Below are 18,548 nucleotides of genomic sequence, written 5' to 3' on the forward strand. Positions count from 1 at the left end.
ACTATCTTTTATGGAGGCGGATTAGTATGAACAAAAAACGTAACAAATTTTTCACGGTACCTGCAACGGTATTAGCAGTAACAGCAGTAGCGGTAGTGCCTGTAACGGCTTCAGCTGCAGCTGCATTTTCAGATGTAAGTAAAGAAAACACGCATTACGATAGCATTAATGCACTTTATGAAGCAGGTGTTATTAGCGGTTATTCGGATGGAACATTTAAGCCTGGACAAGATGTAACTCGCGGTCAAGCTGCAAAAATGATTGCGGGTGCCTTAAAACTAGATACGACAAATGTAACAAATCCAAACTTTGCTGATATTAATCCTTCAAATCAATATTATGGACCAATTGCAGCATTAGCAGCTTTAAACGTAATTAGCGGTTTTGAAGACAATACATACCGAGCGAATGAAACAATTACACGTGGTCAAATGGCAAAAATGATTGCAACAGCCACAAAATTAACTGCAAAAGGTACAAGCCCGTTCACTGATGTACCAGCAGATAACCAGTATGCTAATTATGTAACTGCATTATATGAAAATGGGATTACAACAGGCATTTCGGCAACTGAATACGGTGTAAAAAATAATGTTACACGTGGTCAGCTAGCAACATTCATTGTTAGAGCACAGAACAGCATAGACAACCCAGCCGAAGATTCATTTAAGCTTTCTATCATGCATGTAAATGATACACATGCTCGCGCTGATATGTTACCAAAATTAGCAACAGCTGTTAAAGAACAAAAAGCAGCAAATCCAGATTCCCTTATACTACATGGAGGAGATGCTTTCAGTGGTACATTGTACTTTAATGAGTTTAAAGGACAAGCTGACCTTGCATTATTAAACAAAATCGGCTTTGATGCAATGGTACTTGGTAACCATGAATTCGATTTGGGCAGTTCAGACGAAGGACACCAGGCTTTAGTAGATTTCATTACAGCAGCGAAATTCCCGATACTTGATGCGAATATTGATTTCTCAGGTGATGATAAATTTACAGGGTTATTTACAGATTTAATCTCAAGTGAACCAGAGAATGGAAAAATTTATTCTGGTATCGTCAAGGAAATTAACGGTGAAAAAGTAGGTATTTTCGGTTTAACGACAGAAGAAACGAAAGATATTGCCTCACCTGAAAAAGTGAAATTTGAAAACTACATCGAAGAAGCAAACAAAGCAGTAAAAGCATTTGAAGGTTTGGGCGTAAATAAAATTATCGCTTTAACTCATATTGGTTATGATGATAATCCAAATATTGATAATGATATTTTACTAGCTGAAAATGTTGAAGGTATTGATGTAATCGTTGGTGGACATAGCCATACTAAATTAGCTGAACCGGTTGTCGTTAATACAAATACAGTTGGTGAAGCGAAAGATACAACGTTAATTGTACAAGCAAATGAATATGTAAAATACCTTGGAACACTTGATGTTACATTCGATAAAAACGGTGTTGTAACGGAATACAATGGTGAGTTGTTAGATCTAGGTAAAGTCGCTGATGATGCTGAATTAGTAGAATTATTAGCACCATATAAAGCAAAAGTAGATGAAGTGAATAATAAAGAAATTGGTGTTTCTATTGATGAAGATTTGGTAAATCCTCGTGCTTCAGATACATCATTAGTGAGTGTTCGTAGCTCTGAAACAGCGCTTGGTAACCTTATTACGGACGGTATGTTAGCAAAAGCTCAAAAGTATACTGATAAAAAAGTAGTGATGGCATTACAAAATGGTGGTGGTATCCGCGCAGCCATTCCAGCTGGTAATATTACAGTAGGACAAGTCATTACAGTACTTCCATTCGGTAATACATTAGCACTTATGGATGTGACAGGTGCAGAGCTAAAAGCAGCATTTGAAGTGTCTGTAAATAATGCGCCAAATGAAAACGGTGGCTTTTTACACATTGCAGGTGGAAGACTACAGTATGATTCTTCAAAAGAAGTAGGCTCACGTGTGATCTCTGTAGAGTATTTAGATGAAACAACAGGGAAATATGTAGCTCTTGAAGATGACAAAACTTATACAGTAGCAACAAATGCTTACACTGCAAAAGGCGGAGATAGCTATAATATGTTTGGAAAAGCATATTCAGAAGGCCGTGTAACAGATTTAGGATTATCTGACTGGGAAAACTTAATGGAGCATTTACAATCACTACAAGAAGTGAAAACTACTACTGAAGGCCGTATTGTAGATATTTCAGCTAAATAAGCTTTATTTATAGAGGCTGTAACATGAAAGCCGGATAATTTTAAAATATACAAAATAAAATAACAGAAAACCCGAACTATTACAAAACCCTTAATAAGAGTTTAGTAAAATAGTTCGGGTTTTTCATTGACTAAACTCCTATTGTCCCAGCCTCTTTATCTTTATTTATCCTTTGATACAAAATATTTCGAATACAAAAAATTCAAAAATCCTAAAATTCTAAAAATAGAATACCAAATTTGTAGCATTCTACCAAATTATCATATAATATTTAGTTGTAAGACATTTTACATCTGACTACTACATTACTGGAGGTAGAAAAGTATGAAAAACAAGCGCAATAAGTTTTTAACTGTAACTGCAGCTGCATTAGCAGTTTCAGCTGTAGCAGTAGCACCGGCTTCTGCTGCGAATGTATTTTCCGATGTCAACGAAAAGAACGTTCATTTTGAAGGGATTTCTGCTCTTTACGAAGCTGGAATTATTAAAGGGTATCCAGATGGTACATTTAAGCCGGCGCAAGAAGTGACACGTGGACAAGCAGCAAAAATGATTGCGGGTGCTTTAAAGCTAAATACAACAGATGTAACAAACCCAAACTTTGCTGATATTGATGCGGATAACCAGTATTATGGGGCTATTGCCGCGTTAGAAGCTTTACAAGTATTTGATCATAAGGACGAAAATACATTCCGTCCCAACGACTCAATTACTCGTGCAGAAATGGCAAAAATGCTAGTTTCAGCTTCTGGCTTAACTGCAGCAGGTACAAGTCCTTTCACAGATGTTCCAGTAGATAGCGAGTATGCTAGTTATGTAACAGCGTTATATGAAAATGGAATTACGACTGGTATTTCAGAAACAGAATTCGGCTTACATGAAAAAGTAACACGCGGTCAACTTGCGACGTTTATTATGAATGCACAAGCAGCTTTAGTTGCAATACCTGAAGAACCAAAAGAAGAAACAGAAACAACAACTGACGATACATTTAAACTATCAATCTTACATGTTAATGATACACATGCTCGAGTTGAAGAATTTCCTAAATTAGCTACAGCCGTTAAAGAGCACAAAGCAGCAAATCCAAATTCATTATTACTACATGCAGGTGATGCATTTAGCGGTACATTGTATTTTAATGAGTTTAATGGCCAAGCTGACCTTTCTTTATTAAACGAGATTGGTTTTGATGCAATGGTTTTCGGTAACCACGAATTTGATTTAGGTGTAACGGATGAAGGACATCAAGCATTAGTAGATTTCGTTAAAGCAGCGAAATTCCCAATAGTTGATGCAAATATTGATTTCTCAGGTGATGATAAATTTACAGGATTATTTACAGATTTAATATCAAGTGAACCTGAAAATGGGAAAATATATAGTGGTATTGTTAAGGAAATTAACGGTGAGAAGGTAGGTATTTTCGGTTTAACGACAGAAGAAACAAAAGATATTGCATTCGTAGGTAATGTAAAATTTGAAAATTACATCGAAGAAGCGAAAAAAGCTGTAAAAGCATTTGAAGACATGGGTGTAAATAAAATTATTGCCTTAACTCATATTGGATTTGATGATAATCCGAATGTTGATAATGATATTTTACTAGCGAAAAATGTTGAAGGAATCGATGTAATTGTTGGCGGACATAGCCATACAAAGTTAGATGAACCATTTATCGTTGACACAAACACAGTTGGCGAAGCGAAAGATACAACATTAATTGTCCAAGCAAATGAATATGTAAAATACCTTGGTACAATTGATGTGACATTCGATAAAAATGGTGTTGTAACGGAATACAATGGTGAGTTAATAGATCTTGGTAAAGTCGCTGGTGATGCTAAATTAGTAGAGCTATTAGCGCCGTATAAAGCAAAAGTTGACGAAGTGAATAATGAAGAAATCGGTGTAGCTATTGCTGAAGATTTAGTAAGTCCGCGTGCTTCAGAAACTTCTACAGTAAGTGTCCGTAGCAACGAAACAGCATTAGGGAACATTATTACAGACGGTATGTTAGCAAAGGCTAAAAAGTACACAGATAAAAAAGTTGTGATGGCATTACAAAATGGTGGCGGAATTCGTGCGGCTATTCCAGCTGGTAACATTACAGTTGGTCAAGTAATTACTGTACTTCCATTCGGTAATACATTAGCACTTATGGATGCTACAGGTGCAGAGCTGAAAGCAGCATTTGAAGTTTCATTAAAAAATGTACCTAAGGAAAATGGTGGATTCTTACACATTTCGGGAGCAAAATTGCAATATGATTCAACAAAAGAAGAAGGTTCTCGTGTTGTTTCAATCGAGTACTTCAATGCAGAAACGAATAAATACGAGCCACTTGTAGATGACAAAACTTATACTATAGCAACGAATGCCTTTACTGCAAAAGGTGGCGATGGATATGACATGTTTAAAAAAGCCTATGAAGAAGGACGCGTAACAGATTTAGGTTTATCTGATTGGGAAAACTTAATGGAGCATTTACAATCTTTGAAAGAAATAAAAACGACAACTGAAGGACGTATTACAGATATAGCAACTAAATAAGTACTAGACAAAAGAATTCGGATTGAATGCCGAATTCTTTTTTAAAAATTTTATATTATACCGGAATTAATTAATATGAAAGATTATGAAATTATTTCAAAAATCTATTTTTTTCGGAAATAGAAATAGTTTTTATGTTTCTAACATTGACATAGTTAAAAATAAATGAATATAATGTAAGATGATGTAAATAAGGGGGAACTATGTCATGAGTATTGGTAAGAAATTATACATATCTTTAGGCACACTAACGGTTATAATATTTTGTGTTTCTTTATTCAGTTATTCTCAGATGTCTAGTATGAATAATAAGTACAAAGATTTAATTGATAAGCGACTAGAACAAGTGTATGTTGCTGCAGACTTATTAACGAGTGCGGGAAGCCAAGGAGCTTATTTACGACAATATGTACTTGCTAAAGGGTCAGATGCATTATTGAGCTTAGAAAAAGAGCAAGCAAAAATAGCAGCAAATTTGCTAACTTTAGAGGAAACAGCTACTGAAGAAGAAATGCAAGTGTTATTTACACAATTAGATGATGCAAATAAAAATTTTGACGAAGCAGCTAAACGAGTTATACAACTAGTTGATAATGGAGAAGTGGATAGTGCAATAGCTATACTTGGTGTTGGAGTAAGGAAAGCAAATAATAATCTAATTGCTGCAGCGAATGAAATGCTCGCTTATAATAAAGAGCGTTTTGCACAAACATCTGATGAAACTGATCAACAAGTAAAAAATGTATCTATGATTTTAATAATTGCTTTAATCGCTAGTGTCGTCATAGGGTTATTAAGTGTGTTCATTATGATACGAGTAGTTGCCAAACCGTTAAAACGAATGGCAGCAGCAGTTGATAGTATTGCAGCAGGAGATTTAACGATAGATGATGTTAAAGTAAATTCGAAAGACGAGGTAGGCACAATTGCCAAGTCCTTCAATCAAATGAAATATTCGTTACGAGAAGTAATTACAGTTGCAAATAATAACGCAATGCAATTATCGGTTATTTCAAAAGAGTTAAATGCGAGTACAGCACAAGTATCTGTAACTTCATCGCATGTTGCAGAAAATGTAGAAGATATTTCGGCTGTTACAATTGTGGCGTCTTCAATTGCGAATGATACATCGATTGCCATGGATGAAACTGCAGCTGGAATTCAGAATATTGCAGAATCTACACAAGATGTGCATACAGAGGCACAAAATACACGTACAGTAGCAGATGAGGGCATTAGAAATATTGAAGATGCAAAAGAACAAATGCAAAGTATTTACGAATCAACAAAATTAACAACAGAGCTCATTGCAAAACTAGCGACACATTCTGAACATATTCAAAGTATATCGAGAGTCATTACAGATATTACAGATCAAACAAATTTACTAGCGCTCAATGCAGCAATAGAAGCAGCGCGTGCAGGTGAACACGGTAAAGGCTTTGCTGTTGTTGCAGATGAAGTTAGAAAACTGGCTGAGCAATCAAAATCGTCAGCAAATTCTATAGTCGGTTTAACAACTGAAATCTTACATGAAACGAGAAATGTAGAGCTTGCAGTAACTGAAGATCTAAAACGTGTTGAGTCTGGTGTAGAAGTTATTGATGTAGCAAGAAACTCTTTCAATAAAATTACGAGTGCTGTAGAAGATATAACGACAAGAATAGCGGATGTTTCAGCTGTAACTGAACAAATCTCAGCTGCGACTGAACAAGTATCAGCATCTGTTACAGAGCTTGCAACGAACGTAACCGGGGCAGCAAAAAGTACAGAAGAAATATCTCAAGATATGGAAGAGCAAGTAGCTTCGATTCAAGAAATCAATGCCATTTCAAGTAATCTTGAATCAAAAGCGAATGAATTAGCTACAGCAATTTCGAAGTTTAAATTATAGATAAAAAAACGTCTTGCTAGGAGGAGCTGTCCCTTTTACAAGACGTTTTTCGTATAAACGACAAATATTTTAATTTAAAGATAAATATTAAATTAGTATTATGTAATATGTTGTATAATGTTGTAAAATGGTAGAATGATAACTAGTTAGGAGGCTCAATATGGGAAGATATGTAGTTGTCGCTAGATTAAAAGATAATCGAAACTTTTATATAACTTTTTCAAAACAAGCCATTTTAGATTGTTTGTATTCGTTTCCAACAGATAAAGGATTAGAAGTATTACTCGAGTGGCCACTTGATCGGGAAGTAGAAGTAGAGTTTTTCTTAGAGCTGATTAATAAAAATGTGCAATATTATTTTATTAAAGACCGTGAAACAGAACACAAAGAATGCGTTCATTTTAGCTCCTTATAATGATAGATTATATGTCAGCAAAATAAAACCCAAAAAGTATAAACAATTACTTTTTGGGTCACTTTTACCATGAAATATTTGCAATTATACCTTCTTCATCGTCTAAATCTAGTACGATGCGAGCGCCCATTGAATCTCGATTTAATTGTTCATCGATATATAAACGTAGGGCAGTAATAAAGTTTACAGTATTATACAGCTCGACTTGTCCGTTTACGTGCGCTTCCGCTGTAAAGCCTGCAAGATCGTCATACATTAACTCGACTTCAATATCTTGCGGTTGCACATTTTTAAAGCGTGCATGGAAAAGGCATAATGCATTAATAATTTCTTGTTCAAATAATGTTATTTGTTCCATGTATCCGTTGCCTCTTTTTTCTTTTTACGCGTTATCATATGGTAGATTTTCACGCATAAGAATACGATTAGCATAATGGCAGCAGCATTAATCATAAAGCCTAAAATAGAGCCCATTAAGCCCATATCACCAAATAAACCACCGAATAACATGCCCGCTAAACCACCGATAAATAAACCTTTCATTAAACCGCCAGCAGAGAAGCCGCCTTTAGAAGCAGTTGTTGTATCATTTTTTGGTTTATTTGTGGAATTATTTGTCGTATTGTTAGTTGTCGAGTTATTGTCTTTGTTTTGGATGTTCGAGCTTTTATTGTTATTTTGATTCGAGTTAAAGCCCTTCTTTCCAGATTTATAAGATTTTGCTTCTACTTGGTGATCCTCACCAAAGAAAAGATTGGCGCCTACACTTGAGAACATTAGTGTAAAAGCTAGAAAAATTGCTGCTAGTTGTTTCATTTTTTTCCTCCATTCAGTATAAAAAACATCTATTTCATAACTCTTGTAGTATAGCAAAATTCCAGTTTGAATGAAAATAAATACACTGATTTTTTTGACCAACATAACATTTTCCGGTTATTTGAACATAAAATAAATAGTTCGAATTCAATAATGAGCCGCATTGAATGGAAACCAGTTATTCATTATTGTGAATATCAGCAGTTATGCTTATCCGAAAACTTTATTCATTATTGCAACTATAAATCTTTTTTTCTTTTGTTTATTTTTCAATTTTTCTTGTGTATTTTTTTTCTAAATTGTATGATAAATATTAAATTTACGGGTAATTCAGAATTAAAATAGATATGTGAATATTATGAGTTAGTACCGTTAGCTTGGAGGCTGAAAAATGAGTAAAACACGAATTGGGATTGTAGGTTATGGAAATTTAGGACGCGGTGTAGAAGCAGCAATATCGCAAAATACGGATATGGAATTAGTAGCAGTATTTACTCGTCGTGACCCAAAAGCAGTAAAATTAGCTTCAAATACACCGGTTTATTTAGTAGATGACGCGCCAAAATTTAAAGATGAGATCGACGTATTAATTTTATGTGGTGGTTCTGCAACAGACTTACCAGAACAAGTACCACATTTTGCACAATGGTTTAATACGGTGGATAGTTTTGATACACATGCAGCCATCCCAGCATTTTTTGATAGTGTAGATAAAGTAGCTGAGGAAGCAAATACTGTATCGATTATTTCAGTAGGCTGGGATCCGGGCTTATTTTCATTAAACCGTTTATTAGGTGAAGTTGTTCTACCTGTTGGCAATACATATACGTTTTGGGGGGATGGCTTAAGCCAAGGTCACTCGGATGCGGTGCGCCGTATCGAAGGTGTTAAAAATGCAGTTCAATACACTTTACCAATAAAGGATGCAGTGAATCGTGTCCGTAATGGAGAAAACCCAGAGCTAACAACGCGTGAAAAGCATGCACGTGAATGTTTTGTCGTACTAGAAGATGGGGCGGATGCAGTGGTAATTGAACAGCAAATTAAAACGATGCCAAATTATTTCTCAGATTACGATACAACAGTGAACTTTATATCTGAAGAAGAATTAGCAGCAAACCATTCAGGGATGCCACATGGCGGATTTGTCATTCGTTCAGGAGAAAGTGGTGCTGGCGACAAGCAAATTCTAGAATTCTCACTTAATTTAAAGAGCAATCCGATGTTTACATCTAGCGTACTAGTGGCTTATGCACGCGCGGCACATAAACTAAGCACGAAAGGTGATAAAGGGGCAAAAACAGTATTCGATATTCCTTTTGGTTTACTTTCACCAAAATCTGCAGCAGATTTACGTAAGGAATTACTATAAGAGGTAGGGGACAAAATCACAATCCGTGGTTTTGTTCTTTTTTTAGTATAAAATAAATTTAGCTTTATAAGTAGAAAATAAACAATTATGATAGAGTAGTTACTTTATATTGAAAGGATGGATAGAGATGCGAGATAAGCGTTTTGCCATCGCACATAAAGAAGCTTTAATTGGTGTAGGACTCGTCATTATTAACTTTGCGATTTGGTACGGCTTTGCATACGGACTCGGAAGTGGTGATCCAACTGAATATAAATATGTACTCGGTTTTCCTGCATGGTTTTTCTATAGCTGTATAGCAGGCACGATTTTTATGTTTATATTAATATGGCTAACGATGAAGCTATTTTTCAAGGACGTTTCATTTGAAGAGGAGGATGACAGATGATTCATTGGCAAGTCATAATCCCACTAATCATTTTCCTCATTATCATATTCGGTATAGGTATTTGGGCAAATAAGCAAGTGCGCTCATCTAACTCATTTATGCAAGAATACTTTTTAGGTGGCCGTGAAATGGGCGGCTTCATACTTGCGATGACAATGATGGCAACGTATGGCAGTGCTTCAAGTTTTATTGGTGGTCCTGGAGTTTCTTATAATTTAGGACTTGGCTGGGTACTTCTTGCAATGGCGCAGCTTCCTGCAGGTTATTTTGTGTTAATGATTTTAGGGAAAAAGTTTGCGATTATTGCAAGACGCTATGAGGCCATTACGTTAATTGACTTCTTAAAGAAGCGTTACAACAGCAATGTAGTCGTTATTATATCAGCTATTAGTATAATAGTATTTTTATTTGCTTCTATGACAGCACAATGGGTCGGTGGTGCACGTTTAATCGAGTCGTTAACAGGCTTAACATATACAGCATCCTTGCTTATTTTCGCAGCAGCTGTGCTTATTTATGTCGTAATTGGTGGTTTCCGAGCAGTAGCGTTAACAGATGCGTTGCAAGGCTCAATTATGGTTATTGGGACGATCATTTTATTAATCGGCACTATTATCGCTGGTGGTGGTTTAGATAATATTATGCAAAGTTTAGTTGCTGAAAACCCTGCATTTCTATCGCCATTTGGTGCTGATGGTTCTTTAACACCACTTTATGTATCTACGTTTTGGATTTTAATTGGACTAGGTGTCATTGGTCTACCGCAAATTGCAGTTCGGGCGATGAGTTATAAAGATTCGAAAAGTCTGCACCGCGCCATCATTATAGGCACAATCGGTATCGGAACCATTATGTTCGGGATGCATGTCATCGGCATTTTAGCGCGCCCTGTTGTACCTGGCATCGAAATTGGTGATAAAGTTATGCCGATTTTAACTCTTGAAGTATTGCCACCACTTTTGGCAGGTATTGTACTCGCTGCTCCAATGGCGGCCATTATGTCAACTGTTAATGCACTACTTATATTAGTTAGCTCTACAGTTGTGAAGGACATTTATTTAAACTTTATCAATCCAAATGCTAGTGAAGCAAAAATAAAATCAAGCAGCTTCTGGGTAACGACAATTATCGGTTTAGCAGTAGTGCTCTTTGCAATCAATCCACCTGATTTTTTAATTTGGTTGAATTTATTTGCATTCGGCGGGTTAGAATCCGCATTTTTATGGAGTGTCGTTTTCGGCCTGTACTGGAAAAAGGCAAATAAATACGGTGCAATTGCTTCGATGATTGTCGGATTAACGTTATATATCGGCATTGACCGTTTTGCAAAACATGCATTTGGGATGCATACTGTAACTTTACCAATTATCGTGTCACTAATCGTCTTTGTTGTTGTTAGCTTATTAACGCAGAAAAAAGACAATAAAGGCGCACTAGATATTTAATTTTTGAGCAAATAGTGAATACTAAGCAACATTTTTAGAAAGCGATTGTAGAATTGTCTGCAATCGTTTTCCTTTTTGTTTTGGAGTTTAATACCATTTATTCTCTGTGAACTGTATAATGAAAATGTGGTCATCACCATAAGTCGTGGTTACCATATAGACACCGCACACTCCACTCTGAGCGGACGCTTTCCGCGGGCATGGCTTCAGTCTCCTCGTCGTTCGTGCCTCACTCCTGCGGGGCCTTCAGCTCATGCTATTCCCGCAGGAGTCGCCGCTCTCCGTTCCGTGTGCTAACAATTACTGATAAATAATTCTAATAGTGCATTTTGCTTAATTTTATAACCAAATAATAATGTAGAGACGGCAATATGTGCCTACTGGATAAAACATCGCGCTTTATTAAAACTTTTTAAAAAAATTAAATCACCCCCCAATTGGTGAAGAGACAAAAATAAAAAGGGTCTGTTTTATTCTACTAATCAAAAGATCAGACGTATTTAAGTTAAAATAAATTGTGAGGTACTGTATGCATCCAAGAGCAAATACTTTAGGCATTCTATTCAATGAGAATTCCATTTTATTAGAAGAACAAGAGGGAAAACACTCGCAAGGTACAGGTATTTATTATCGTCCAATAGGCGGAACAATAGAATTTGGTGAAAGATCCTCAGATGCATTAATACGGGAATATAAAGAAGAACTTGGTGTAGATATTAATATCAAACAATATTTGACATGTGTAGAAAATATTTTTCAAATCGATGAAAAAATCGGGCACGAAATCACACAATTCTACATAGTTGAATTTATAGATAAATCCCTATATCAAAAAACACAGTTTCAAGTAGTTGAACTTAATAAATGTACCGTAGCGAAATGGATTCCAATAGAAGATATTTTGCAAAAAGATTTCGCTTTATATCCAGCAGGATTATCAAAAATAGTAAATAATTATGTGGAAATTAATCACCTCGTTTAAAGTGCTTGTTGATTTTCTGCAAAATAATAAGCGTATCGAAAAATACGAATACGCTTATGAATCATTGAGATTACTGTATATCTAAAGCAAACACATAAGTACCAGTACCTTCTTCCCAAGTACCTAATAATTCAATTACATATTTCCCTTTTTCTTTTATTTCTTCATATGTCTCGTATGTGTTGATTATTTTTTTATCTTCCCAAACTCTAATTTCAAAGTTAGTTGGCTCTTTTTCGAAATTTAATTTGATGGGCTCATTTAAATTTACACTAGTAGACTCTTCAATATTTACCATGTCATACGGTGGTGCGTGGTCAGCTACAACATTTACTAATTGTCCTGTTTTTTTATCAATAAAACGCCAATTATATGTACCCATTTGATTTTTAATTACTTGGTCACCAATTGTCATTATTAAAGTTGGTGGTTTTTCATCTGAACTATTAAAGATGCTATCAACTTTTTGTTCATTTGAATTTTTGTTTGATTCTTCAACCTTGTCATCGCTACATCCGAAAAGAGTAAATAGAAGTGTCAAAAATAGCCCTGTTCGAAATATACTTTTCATAACATCCCTCCTATAAATTAGTCGTTATTATTTGAGTAAAGTTTCAAAAAATTGGCTATTATACAATGATTTTACTCTCCGTCGATTGTTTTTCATTTTTTAAGTGAATGAAATATCCACCAAAAAACAGAGAATTCAACTTTTTGTCCGGTGTTTACTGTTTGTTAGTGAATTATCTGGTTCATCACCAGAAGTCGGGGATGACTATTAAAAAAATATAATGCGTTATGATTGAAGTGGAGGTTGGACGCCTCCCCGGAAAGCGCACAACTGCTCCTGTCGCTTCTCTTTCGTCGCAAATAAATTTGGAACGGAAATCAACTACAAGTTACGGTAATGAACCAATATCTGGAGGTTAGTTACGGGGAAATTAATAAAACGTGAATTATTAAGTCAATTTACTTGTTGACTTTTTGAAATACATTCGGTAAAATCACAATTAATTTAAATAACAAATTCGATGAAGAAGAGAGTAGCTAATATGAGTTGCCAAGCGAGTTAGGGTTGGTGTGAGCCTAATGCAACAAATAATAGTGAAGCGCACTTTGGAGAAGTTTCTTGAACTGCAGTAGAGAATATCGGGGAAGACACCTCGTTATCAACGAAAAAAGCGGTCACATATGTGGCAACTAGAGTGGTACCACGGGAATCTATGCTCTCGTCTCTTATTTAGAGACGGGGGCTTTTTTATTTTATAAAGTATAGGTTTCTGGAGTTTGAGCAGAGTCTAGCTTAAGCGCCAAGCCCCTCGAGGTCGCTTCAGGCAAGCAATCGAAAGCGGAAAAGATGCTTTCGTTTGTGACCTTCCAGCGCTAGTCGGGGCTAAGCAGGGCGCTTGCACTTTTATATTATAGGAGGAAAATAACAATGAAAAAACAATTAGCAAAAGTCATTAATGAAGCATTACAAAACGATTTATCGATTGAGGAAGTAGAAGTATTATTAGAAAAACCAAAATATGATCATTTAGGGGATGTCGCTTTTCCTTGTTTTACATTAGCTAAAAAGTATAAAAAAGCACCACAAATGATCGCGACAGAGCTAGCATCAAAAATAAAGGCAGATTTTATTAAAGAAGTAAAAGTCGAAAATGCCTATGTCAATATTTTTTACAAGCCGCTACCAATTGCACAAAATGTTGTGGCAAATATTGTAGAACAACAAAATAACTATGGCTCTAAACAACAAAATGGGGAAAACATTGTACTGGATTTCTCATCACCAAATATTGCAAAGCCATTTTCAATGGGGCATTTACGTTCTACTGTAATTGGTAATGCTTTAGCTAATATTTCAGAAAAGATGGGTTATAACGCAGTACGTATTAATCATATTGGCGACTGGGGAACACAATTTGGTAAATTAATTGTTGCTTATAAATTATGGGGCGATAAAGAAAAAATCGAACAACATCCTATCCAAGAATTATTGAAAATCTATGTTAAATTCCATGATGAAGCTGAGCACAACGAGGCGCTAAATGAAGAGGCAAGACAAGCGTTTAAAGCGTTAGAAGATGGTGATGAGGAAGCTACAAACTTATGGAAATGGTTTAGAGATGCTTCATTACAAGAATTTAAAGAAATTTATCAATTGCTGAATGTCTCATTTGATTCGTATAACGGAGAAGCATTTTACAATGATAAAATGGACCGCGTTATTACAGAATTAACAGAAAAGCAATTACTTGTACAGTCAGATGGCGCTAACATTGTACAATTAGACAATATGCCTCCATGCTTAATTACAAAAAATGATGGTGCGACGTTATATGCGACTCGTGACTTAGCAGCAGCCATTTATAGACATGAAACATACAATCCAGCAAAAGTATTTTATGTAGTAGGACACGAACAGTCTCTTCATTTTAACCAATTCTTTGCGGTATTAAAGAAAATGGGCAATCAATGGGCTGATCAACTACAACACGTACAATTCGGCATGATGTTAATGGGTGGTAAAAAAATGTCTACTCGTAAAGGGAAAGTCGTACTATTAGCTGATGTGTTAAAAGAAGCAGTAAATGCCGCAATGACAAATATCGTTGAAAAAAATCCAACTTTAGTGAACAAGGAGCAAGTTGCAAATGAAGTTGGTATTGGAGCAGTTATTTTTAACGATTTAAAAAATGATCGTATGCATGACATTGAGTTTGATATTGATCAAATGGTGACATTTGAAGGGGAAACAGGACCTTATGTGCAATATACAAATGCGCGTATTCAAACACTGCTTAAAAAGGGTTCATACAATGTAAATAACGAACCGCTTAATTACCTAGACGAAGAAGCTTGGTTAGTTATAAAACAACTTGAAGAATTCCCGATCATTATCGAAAAAGCATTTGCTAATGCAGATCCATCTCAAATAGCAAAATACAGTTTACAGCTAGCAAGAAGCTTTAATAAATACTACGCAAATACGAAAATCATTAGTGAAGATAGCAAGCAACAAGACCGTTTAACTGTTGCTTATGCAGTCTCAACCGTTTTACAAGAAAGCCTTCGTTTACTTGGCTTAGCAAGTCCGGAAGAAATGTAAGTAGAGGATTTGCTCGACCTGATGTAATTTCGAAATTACATCAAAATCTCGTTTATCAATTACGATAAACGAGATTTTTTATATTCAATTGTTTTAATGATTTTCCAAAAAATTGTATTATTTGCTATGATGTAGAGAGGTACTAAAAAAACGTGTTAGCTTTTGAGAAACTTATTTTAGAAAAATCATTTCATTATAATTTAGTTGTTAAGGATGTGGCCGAATGAGTAGTACATTAATAACTTGGAATGGTGCAGCTGCGATTACCGTATTAAACGATAAATTGCTTATGGTTAGAGGCAAGGGTACAACAAGTTGGGGTGTTCCTTCTGGGCAAATTGAAATTGGTGAAACCGCCGAACAAGCATGCATTCGGGAAGTAAGCGAAGAAACGGGCTATACAGTAATGATAAAAGAAGCGTTGCATACAAAAAAGACGGTTATCGGAAACTATGATGTAACAACGTATTACTTTTTATGTGAAGTAGTTTCAGGGCAAATAACTTATCATGATCCAGACGAAATTATTGAAGAAATAGCTTGGAAAACATATGACGAATTAGCTTCGTTACAGCATGACTACCCAGAGGATAAAGAAGTTTTATTATCATTTGTTAATGTAAGGTGAATAATTTTGGTTTTAACAAAATAACTAGTCCCAATGAGAATAATTAATAACTTTCTATAGAGGGGAAATGGATTTGACAGAGATTAAGTTTGCTATTTTGACAGATATTCATGGCAACGCTGAAGCATTAAAGGCTGTATTACGAGATATAAAAAAGCGCAATGTCCAGGAAATATATTGTACAGGTGATTTAATCGCAATTGGACATCAGACAAACGAAGTGTTAGAAATATTAACATCTTTAGAAGATTGTTTTATTGTAACAGGTAATCATGATGATCAGCTACCATATCCTAAGAACCATGAACACACTAGAAAACATCACGAATGGATACTTAACAATTTAGATCAACAATATATTCCTTTTTTAAAGAAACTACCTAGAGAAATAATAAAACAATTTGGTTCGAATAATTTTTTATTTACACATTATGCATTGAAAAATAAGGATTTATTATTTCACGAAGGCCCATTTGAATCCATTAAAGTACCTTCTCTTGCCAATATGGAAACATTATTTAAAAGCTATCCAGTATTTGATTGTATCTTTTTTGGTCATCATCACCCTAGACAATACTTTAAAAATCAAAAAACAATGTATGTAAACCCAGGTGCGCTAGGTTGTAATAGTGGGAGAAAGGCAAAGTATGCAATCTGTACAATCAATAACAAAATTGAAATTGAACTTAATGAAGTTGAATTTGATTATGATAGTTTTATTGAAGATTTCAAATCTACAGATATTCCTGAGAAAGAGTTTATTTTGAATACATTTTTCAAAATATAAAAGGATTATTGGACTTGACGAGAGGATAGACTGAAAATTCACTTGTAAAGTAAATACATTCTTCTATTAACTACTCTACTCATTAGAAGGCAAAATTAAAAGAGGCTATCCTGGAAGTCCTTTAGGAATACCTCTTAATGAGCAGTCAATATATAATTATCCGAAAGTCTTATTATTTATAATTTGCTATTTTATACGGAGTATTTATCTTTTCTGAGCAGTAAGATGGGCATCGAACGCATCAATAATGTGAAGAAAATGATCTGCTTCACGGTATACATGGTCTGCGAGAAGTGGATGAATAATGCTTTTTATTTTACAAGCTTCAATTAAATCTCTCGCTGATTTCTTGAAGTCACGTAACGCCACGACAGATACTCGATTTTGATCAAGGAATTGGTCTAAAAGCGGCCTTGTTTCAGATTGAGGACGCATATGATCTAAATCTTGTGCCTGGTAAAGTAGTTGGTCGAAATCATGGCTAAATTCACGTGCTTGATCTACTAATTTTCTTTCTGAAGGATCTAGTAAATGCCCGATGAATTTCGAATGATCGGCCATGATTTTTAGGAAAAATACATTTTCTTGAATAATTGCTTCAGGTAAAGGTATTAATTTACCTTCGTTTAATTCTTTTAAACGCTTAGCAAAATAATATGCTTCACGGCTTGTATGATCTACTAATAGGGGGAAGTTATTACTTATTATTTTACAACTTATAATAAGCCCTAGTACTTTTCTTTTATAGGCCCAAATATAAGTAGTAGCTTGGTATACTTGAATGTTGAACTGTTTAATTACTTGGGGATCTGTTGTTTCATTATAGATACTTGCTTGCTCCTCAATCCGTTCAAATACAGGAATAAATTGTTTTGCTTCTTGTATAAGCTCTGTTTGATCAGAGGTAAATCCAAGACTTAAAAAGAAAGCATGTTCCTTCATAATTCGAGACCAAAATCGTATTTCCTCCAAAGATTGCGTTACAAATGTAGGAATTTAATATACCTCCTAAATTATATTAACTGTCACTTATTGTATTCAGGATATTTTAGGTTCATGCTTTTAATAAGCAGTATTTTAGTAAAGTGCAAGGAATGGTGTTCTTGCGGAAAGGAACGGTAATGAACGAAATCATAGTAGCAGTTAAAGGGATTGTAATAGAAAACAAAAAAATATTAATTGTGCAGCGATCTAATATTGATTCAATTGGTGCAGGCACATGGGAAACAGTCGGCGGAAGTTTAGAGTTTGGCGAAACAGCTGAAGAAGCATTAAAAAGAGAGTTTCTAGAAGAAGTAGGGCTTGAAATTCAAGTTCAGCAAATTCTTTATGCAACAACTTTCAACACTAAGCCGACACAGCAGATTGTGTTACTTTTATATCTTTGTAAGGCACATTCTACTCAAATAACACTTTCCAAAGAGCATGATCATTTCAAGTGGGCTTGCCGGTCCGAGCTGGAGGAGTTATTACCGCAATCAATTTTAGATGAATTTAAAAAGCATGATGTATATAGCCTTTTACAGCAATGCTAAAAGGCTGCATAACATTTATTTCATACGTAAACTAATAAAAATTAATAAAACACCACTAAAAAGACAGATCATTTTCAGAAATGATACTTTATCACTAAGGCCTGCTAAACCAATGCCAGTCGTGATAATAAAAATAAATGGTCCAATAAGTGCAAGAGATGAGTTAACAGTAAATGCCTTTTCTAAATTGTTCAATTTGTACATAATAAATGCAGCCATAATATCGATGCTACCTGAAAATATACGTAATAATACGATATATAAAAGTGCTGTTTGCATATATTTACCACCTTTTTTTCTTTAATGTTTTTTAAAATGTATGATTGTCCATTTTCAATTATTTAAAAGAAAAATAATTCATGTGTGAAAAAACGGACAAAGGGGCAAATTAAA

The 18,548-nt window shown here is 34.9% G+C and carries 17 protein-coding genes and 1 other annotated feature; of the genes, 12 read left to right on the top strand and 5 right to left on the bottom strand.

The window, feature by feature from the left end; all coding sequences use genetic code 11:
* Positions 1-26 precede the first annotated feature (26 nt).
* The 4 genes from AAFN87_RS04405 (at position 27) to AAFN87_RS04420 (ending at position 7,090) form a co-directional block, all read left to right on the top strand.
* Positions 27-2,228, top strand: a complete 2,202-nt coding sequence (locus tag AAFN87_RS04405) for a 5'-nucleotidase C-terminal domain-containing protein (RefSeq protein WP_347789814.1) — start codon at positions 27-29, stop codon at positions 2,226-2,228.
* 324 nt (positions 2,229-2,552) lie between these two features.
* Positions 2,553-4,781 (top strand): 5'-nucleotidase C-terminal domain-containing protein, encoded by a 2,229-nt coding sequence (locus tag AAFN87_RS04410; RefSeq protein ID WP_347789815.1) that lies wholly within the window; start codon positions 2,553-2,555, stop codon positions 4,779-4,781.
* A gap of 208 nt (positions 4,782-4,989) precedes the next feature.
* A complete protein-coding gene (locus tag AAFN87_RS04415) occupies positions 4,990-6,675 on the top strand; it encodes a methyl-accepting chemotaxis protein (protein ID WP_347789816.1) in 1,686 nt (561 codons plus the stop codon).
* 160 nt (positions 6,676-6,835) lie between these two features.
* Entirely contained in the window at positions 6,836-7,090 is a 255-nt protein-coding gene (locus tag AAFN87_RS04420; protein WP_347789817.1) for a hypothetical protein, read from the top strand.
* Between the two features lie 64 nt (positions 7,091-7,154).
* Here the strand turns inward: AAFN87_RS04420 and AAFN87_RS04425 are convergent, their stop codons facing one another.
* Positions 7,155-7,448, bottom strand: coding sequence for a YxcD family protein (locus AAFN87_RS04425; RefSeq protein ID WP_347789818.1), 294 nt, complete (start codon positions 7,446-7,448; stop codon positions 7,155-7,157).
* Positions 7,436-7,906, bottom strand: coding sequence for a hypothetical protein (locus tag AAFN87_RS04430; RefSeq protein ID WP_347789819.1), 471 nt, complete (start codon positions 7,904-7,906; stop codon positions 7,436-7,438). Before AAFN87_RS04430 ends, AAFN87_RS04425 begins: the two co-directional genes overlap by 13 nt.
* A gap of 391 nt (positions 7,907-8,297) precedes the next feature.
* Between AAFN87_RS04430 and AAFN87_RS04435 the strand changes: the two genes are divergently transcribed.
* From AAFN87_RS04435 to AAFN87_RS04450, 4 genes are all read left to right on the top strand, one after another.
* Positions 8,298-9,278, top strand: a complete 981-nt coding sequence (locus AAFN87_RS04435) for a diaminopimelate dehydrogenase (protein WP_347789820.1) — start codon at positions 8,298-8,300, stop codon at positions 9,276-9,278.
* A gap of 127 nt (positions 9,279-9,405) precedes the next feature.
* The gene (locus AAFN87_RS04440) at positions 9,406-9,666 is read left to right on the top strand and encodes a YhdT family protein (protein ID WP_481886439.1); all 261 of its coding nucleotides are present in this window, start codon (positions 9,406-9,408) and stop codon (positions 9,664-9,666) included.
* A complete protein-coding gene (gene panF, locus AAFN87_RS04445) occupies positions 9,666-11,111 on the top strand; it encodes a sodium/pantothenate symporter (RefSeq protein ID WP_347789956.1) in 1,446 nt (481 codons plus the stop codon). The genes AAFN87_RS04440 and panF overlap by 1 nt, the downstream gene beginning before the upstream one ends.
* A gap of 529 nt (positions 11,112-11,640) precedes the next feature.
* Complete coding sequence (locus AAFN87_RS04450; RefSeq protein ID WP_347789822.1) at positions 11,641-12,093, top strand: NUDIX hydrolase; 453 nt, start codon at positions 11,641-11,643, stop codon at positions 12,091-12,093.
* A gap of 70 nt (positions 12,094-12,163) precedes the next feature.
* On the opposite strand, the gene AAFN87_RS04455 is transcribed toward AAFN87_RS04450, so the two are convergent.
* On the bottom strand, positions 12,164-12,664 hold the full coding sequence (locus AAFN87_RS04455) for a hypothetical protein (RefSeq protein ID WP_347789823.1): 501 nt from the start codon (positions 12,662-12,664) through the stop codon (positions 12,164-12,166).
* A 451-nt stretch (positions 12,665-13,115) separates the two neighbouring features.
* Positions 13,116-13,333, top strand: a binding site (T-box leader).
* 198 nt (positions 13,334-13,531) lie between these two features.
* Between AAFN87_RS04455 and argS the strand changes: the two genes are divergently transcribed.
* The 3 genes from argS (at position 13,532) to AAFN87_RS04470 (ending at position 16,620) form a co-directional block, all read left to right on the top strand.
* Positions 13,532-15,205, top strand: a complete 1,674-nt coding sequence (gene argS, locus AAFN87_RS04460; protein ID WP_347789824.1) for an arginine--tRNA ligase — start codon at positions 13,532-13,534, stop codon at positions 15,203-15,205.
* 223 nt (positions 15,206-15,428) lie between these two features.
* Positions 15,429-15,833 carry an NUDIX hydrolase gene (locus AAFN87_RS04465; protein WP_347789825.1) on the top strand — a complete coding sequence of 135 codons (405 nt, stop codon included), beginning with the start codon at positions 15,429-15,431 and terminating at the stop codon, positions 15,831-15,833.
* Between the two features lie 73 nt (positions 15,834-15,906).
* The gene (locus AAFN87_RS04470) at positions 15,907-16,620 is read left to right on the top strand and encodes a metallophosphoesterase family protein (RefSeq protein WP_347789826.1); all 714 of its coding nucleotides are present in this window, start codon (positions 15,907-15,909) and stop codon (positions 16,618-16,620) included.
* Between the two features lie 204 nt (positions 16,621-16,824).
* Here AAFN87_RS04470 and AAFN87_RS04475 read toward each other — a convergent pair whose 3' ends face one another.
* On the bottom strand, positions 16,825-17,616 hold the full coding sequence (locus AAFN87_RS04475; RefSeq protein ID WP_347789957.1) for a DUF2935 domain-containing protein: 792 nt from the start codon (positions 17,614-17,616) through the stop codon (positions 16,825-16,827).
* Between the two features lie 125 nt (positions 17,617-17,741).
* Between AAFN87_RS04475 and AAFN87_RS04480 the strand changes: the two genes are divergently transcribed.
* Positions 17,742-18,155 (top strand): NUDIX hydrolase, encoded by a 414-nt coding sequence (locus AAFN87_RS04480; RefSeq protein WP_347789827.1) that lies wholly within the window; start codon positions 17,742-17,744, stop codon positions 18,153-18,155.
* Positions 18,156-18,170: 15 nt separating this feature from the next.
* On the opposite strand, the gene AAFN87_RS04485 is transcribed toward AAFN87_RS04480, so the two are convergent.
* Complete coding sequence (locus AAFN87_RS04485; protein WP_347789828.1) at positions 18,171-18,434, bottom strand: YqhV family protein; 264 nt, start codon at positions 18,432-18,434, stop codon at positions 18,171-18,173.
* Positions 18,435-18,548: the final 114 nt, after the last annotated feature.

It is taken from the genome of Solibacillus sp. CAU 1738 (assembly GCF_039888725.1).
Lineage (GTDB): Bacteria > Bacillota > Bacilli > Bacillales_A > Planococcaceae > Metasolibacillus.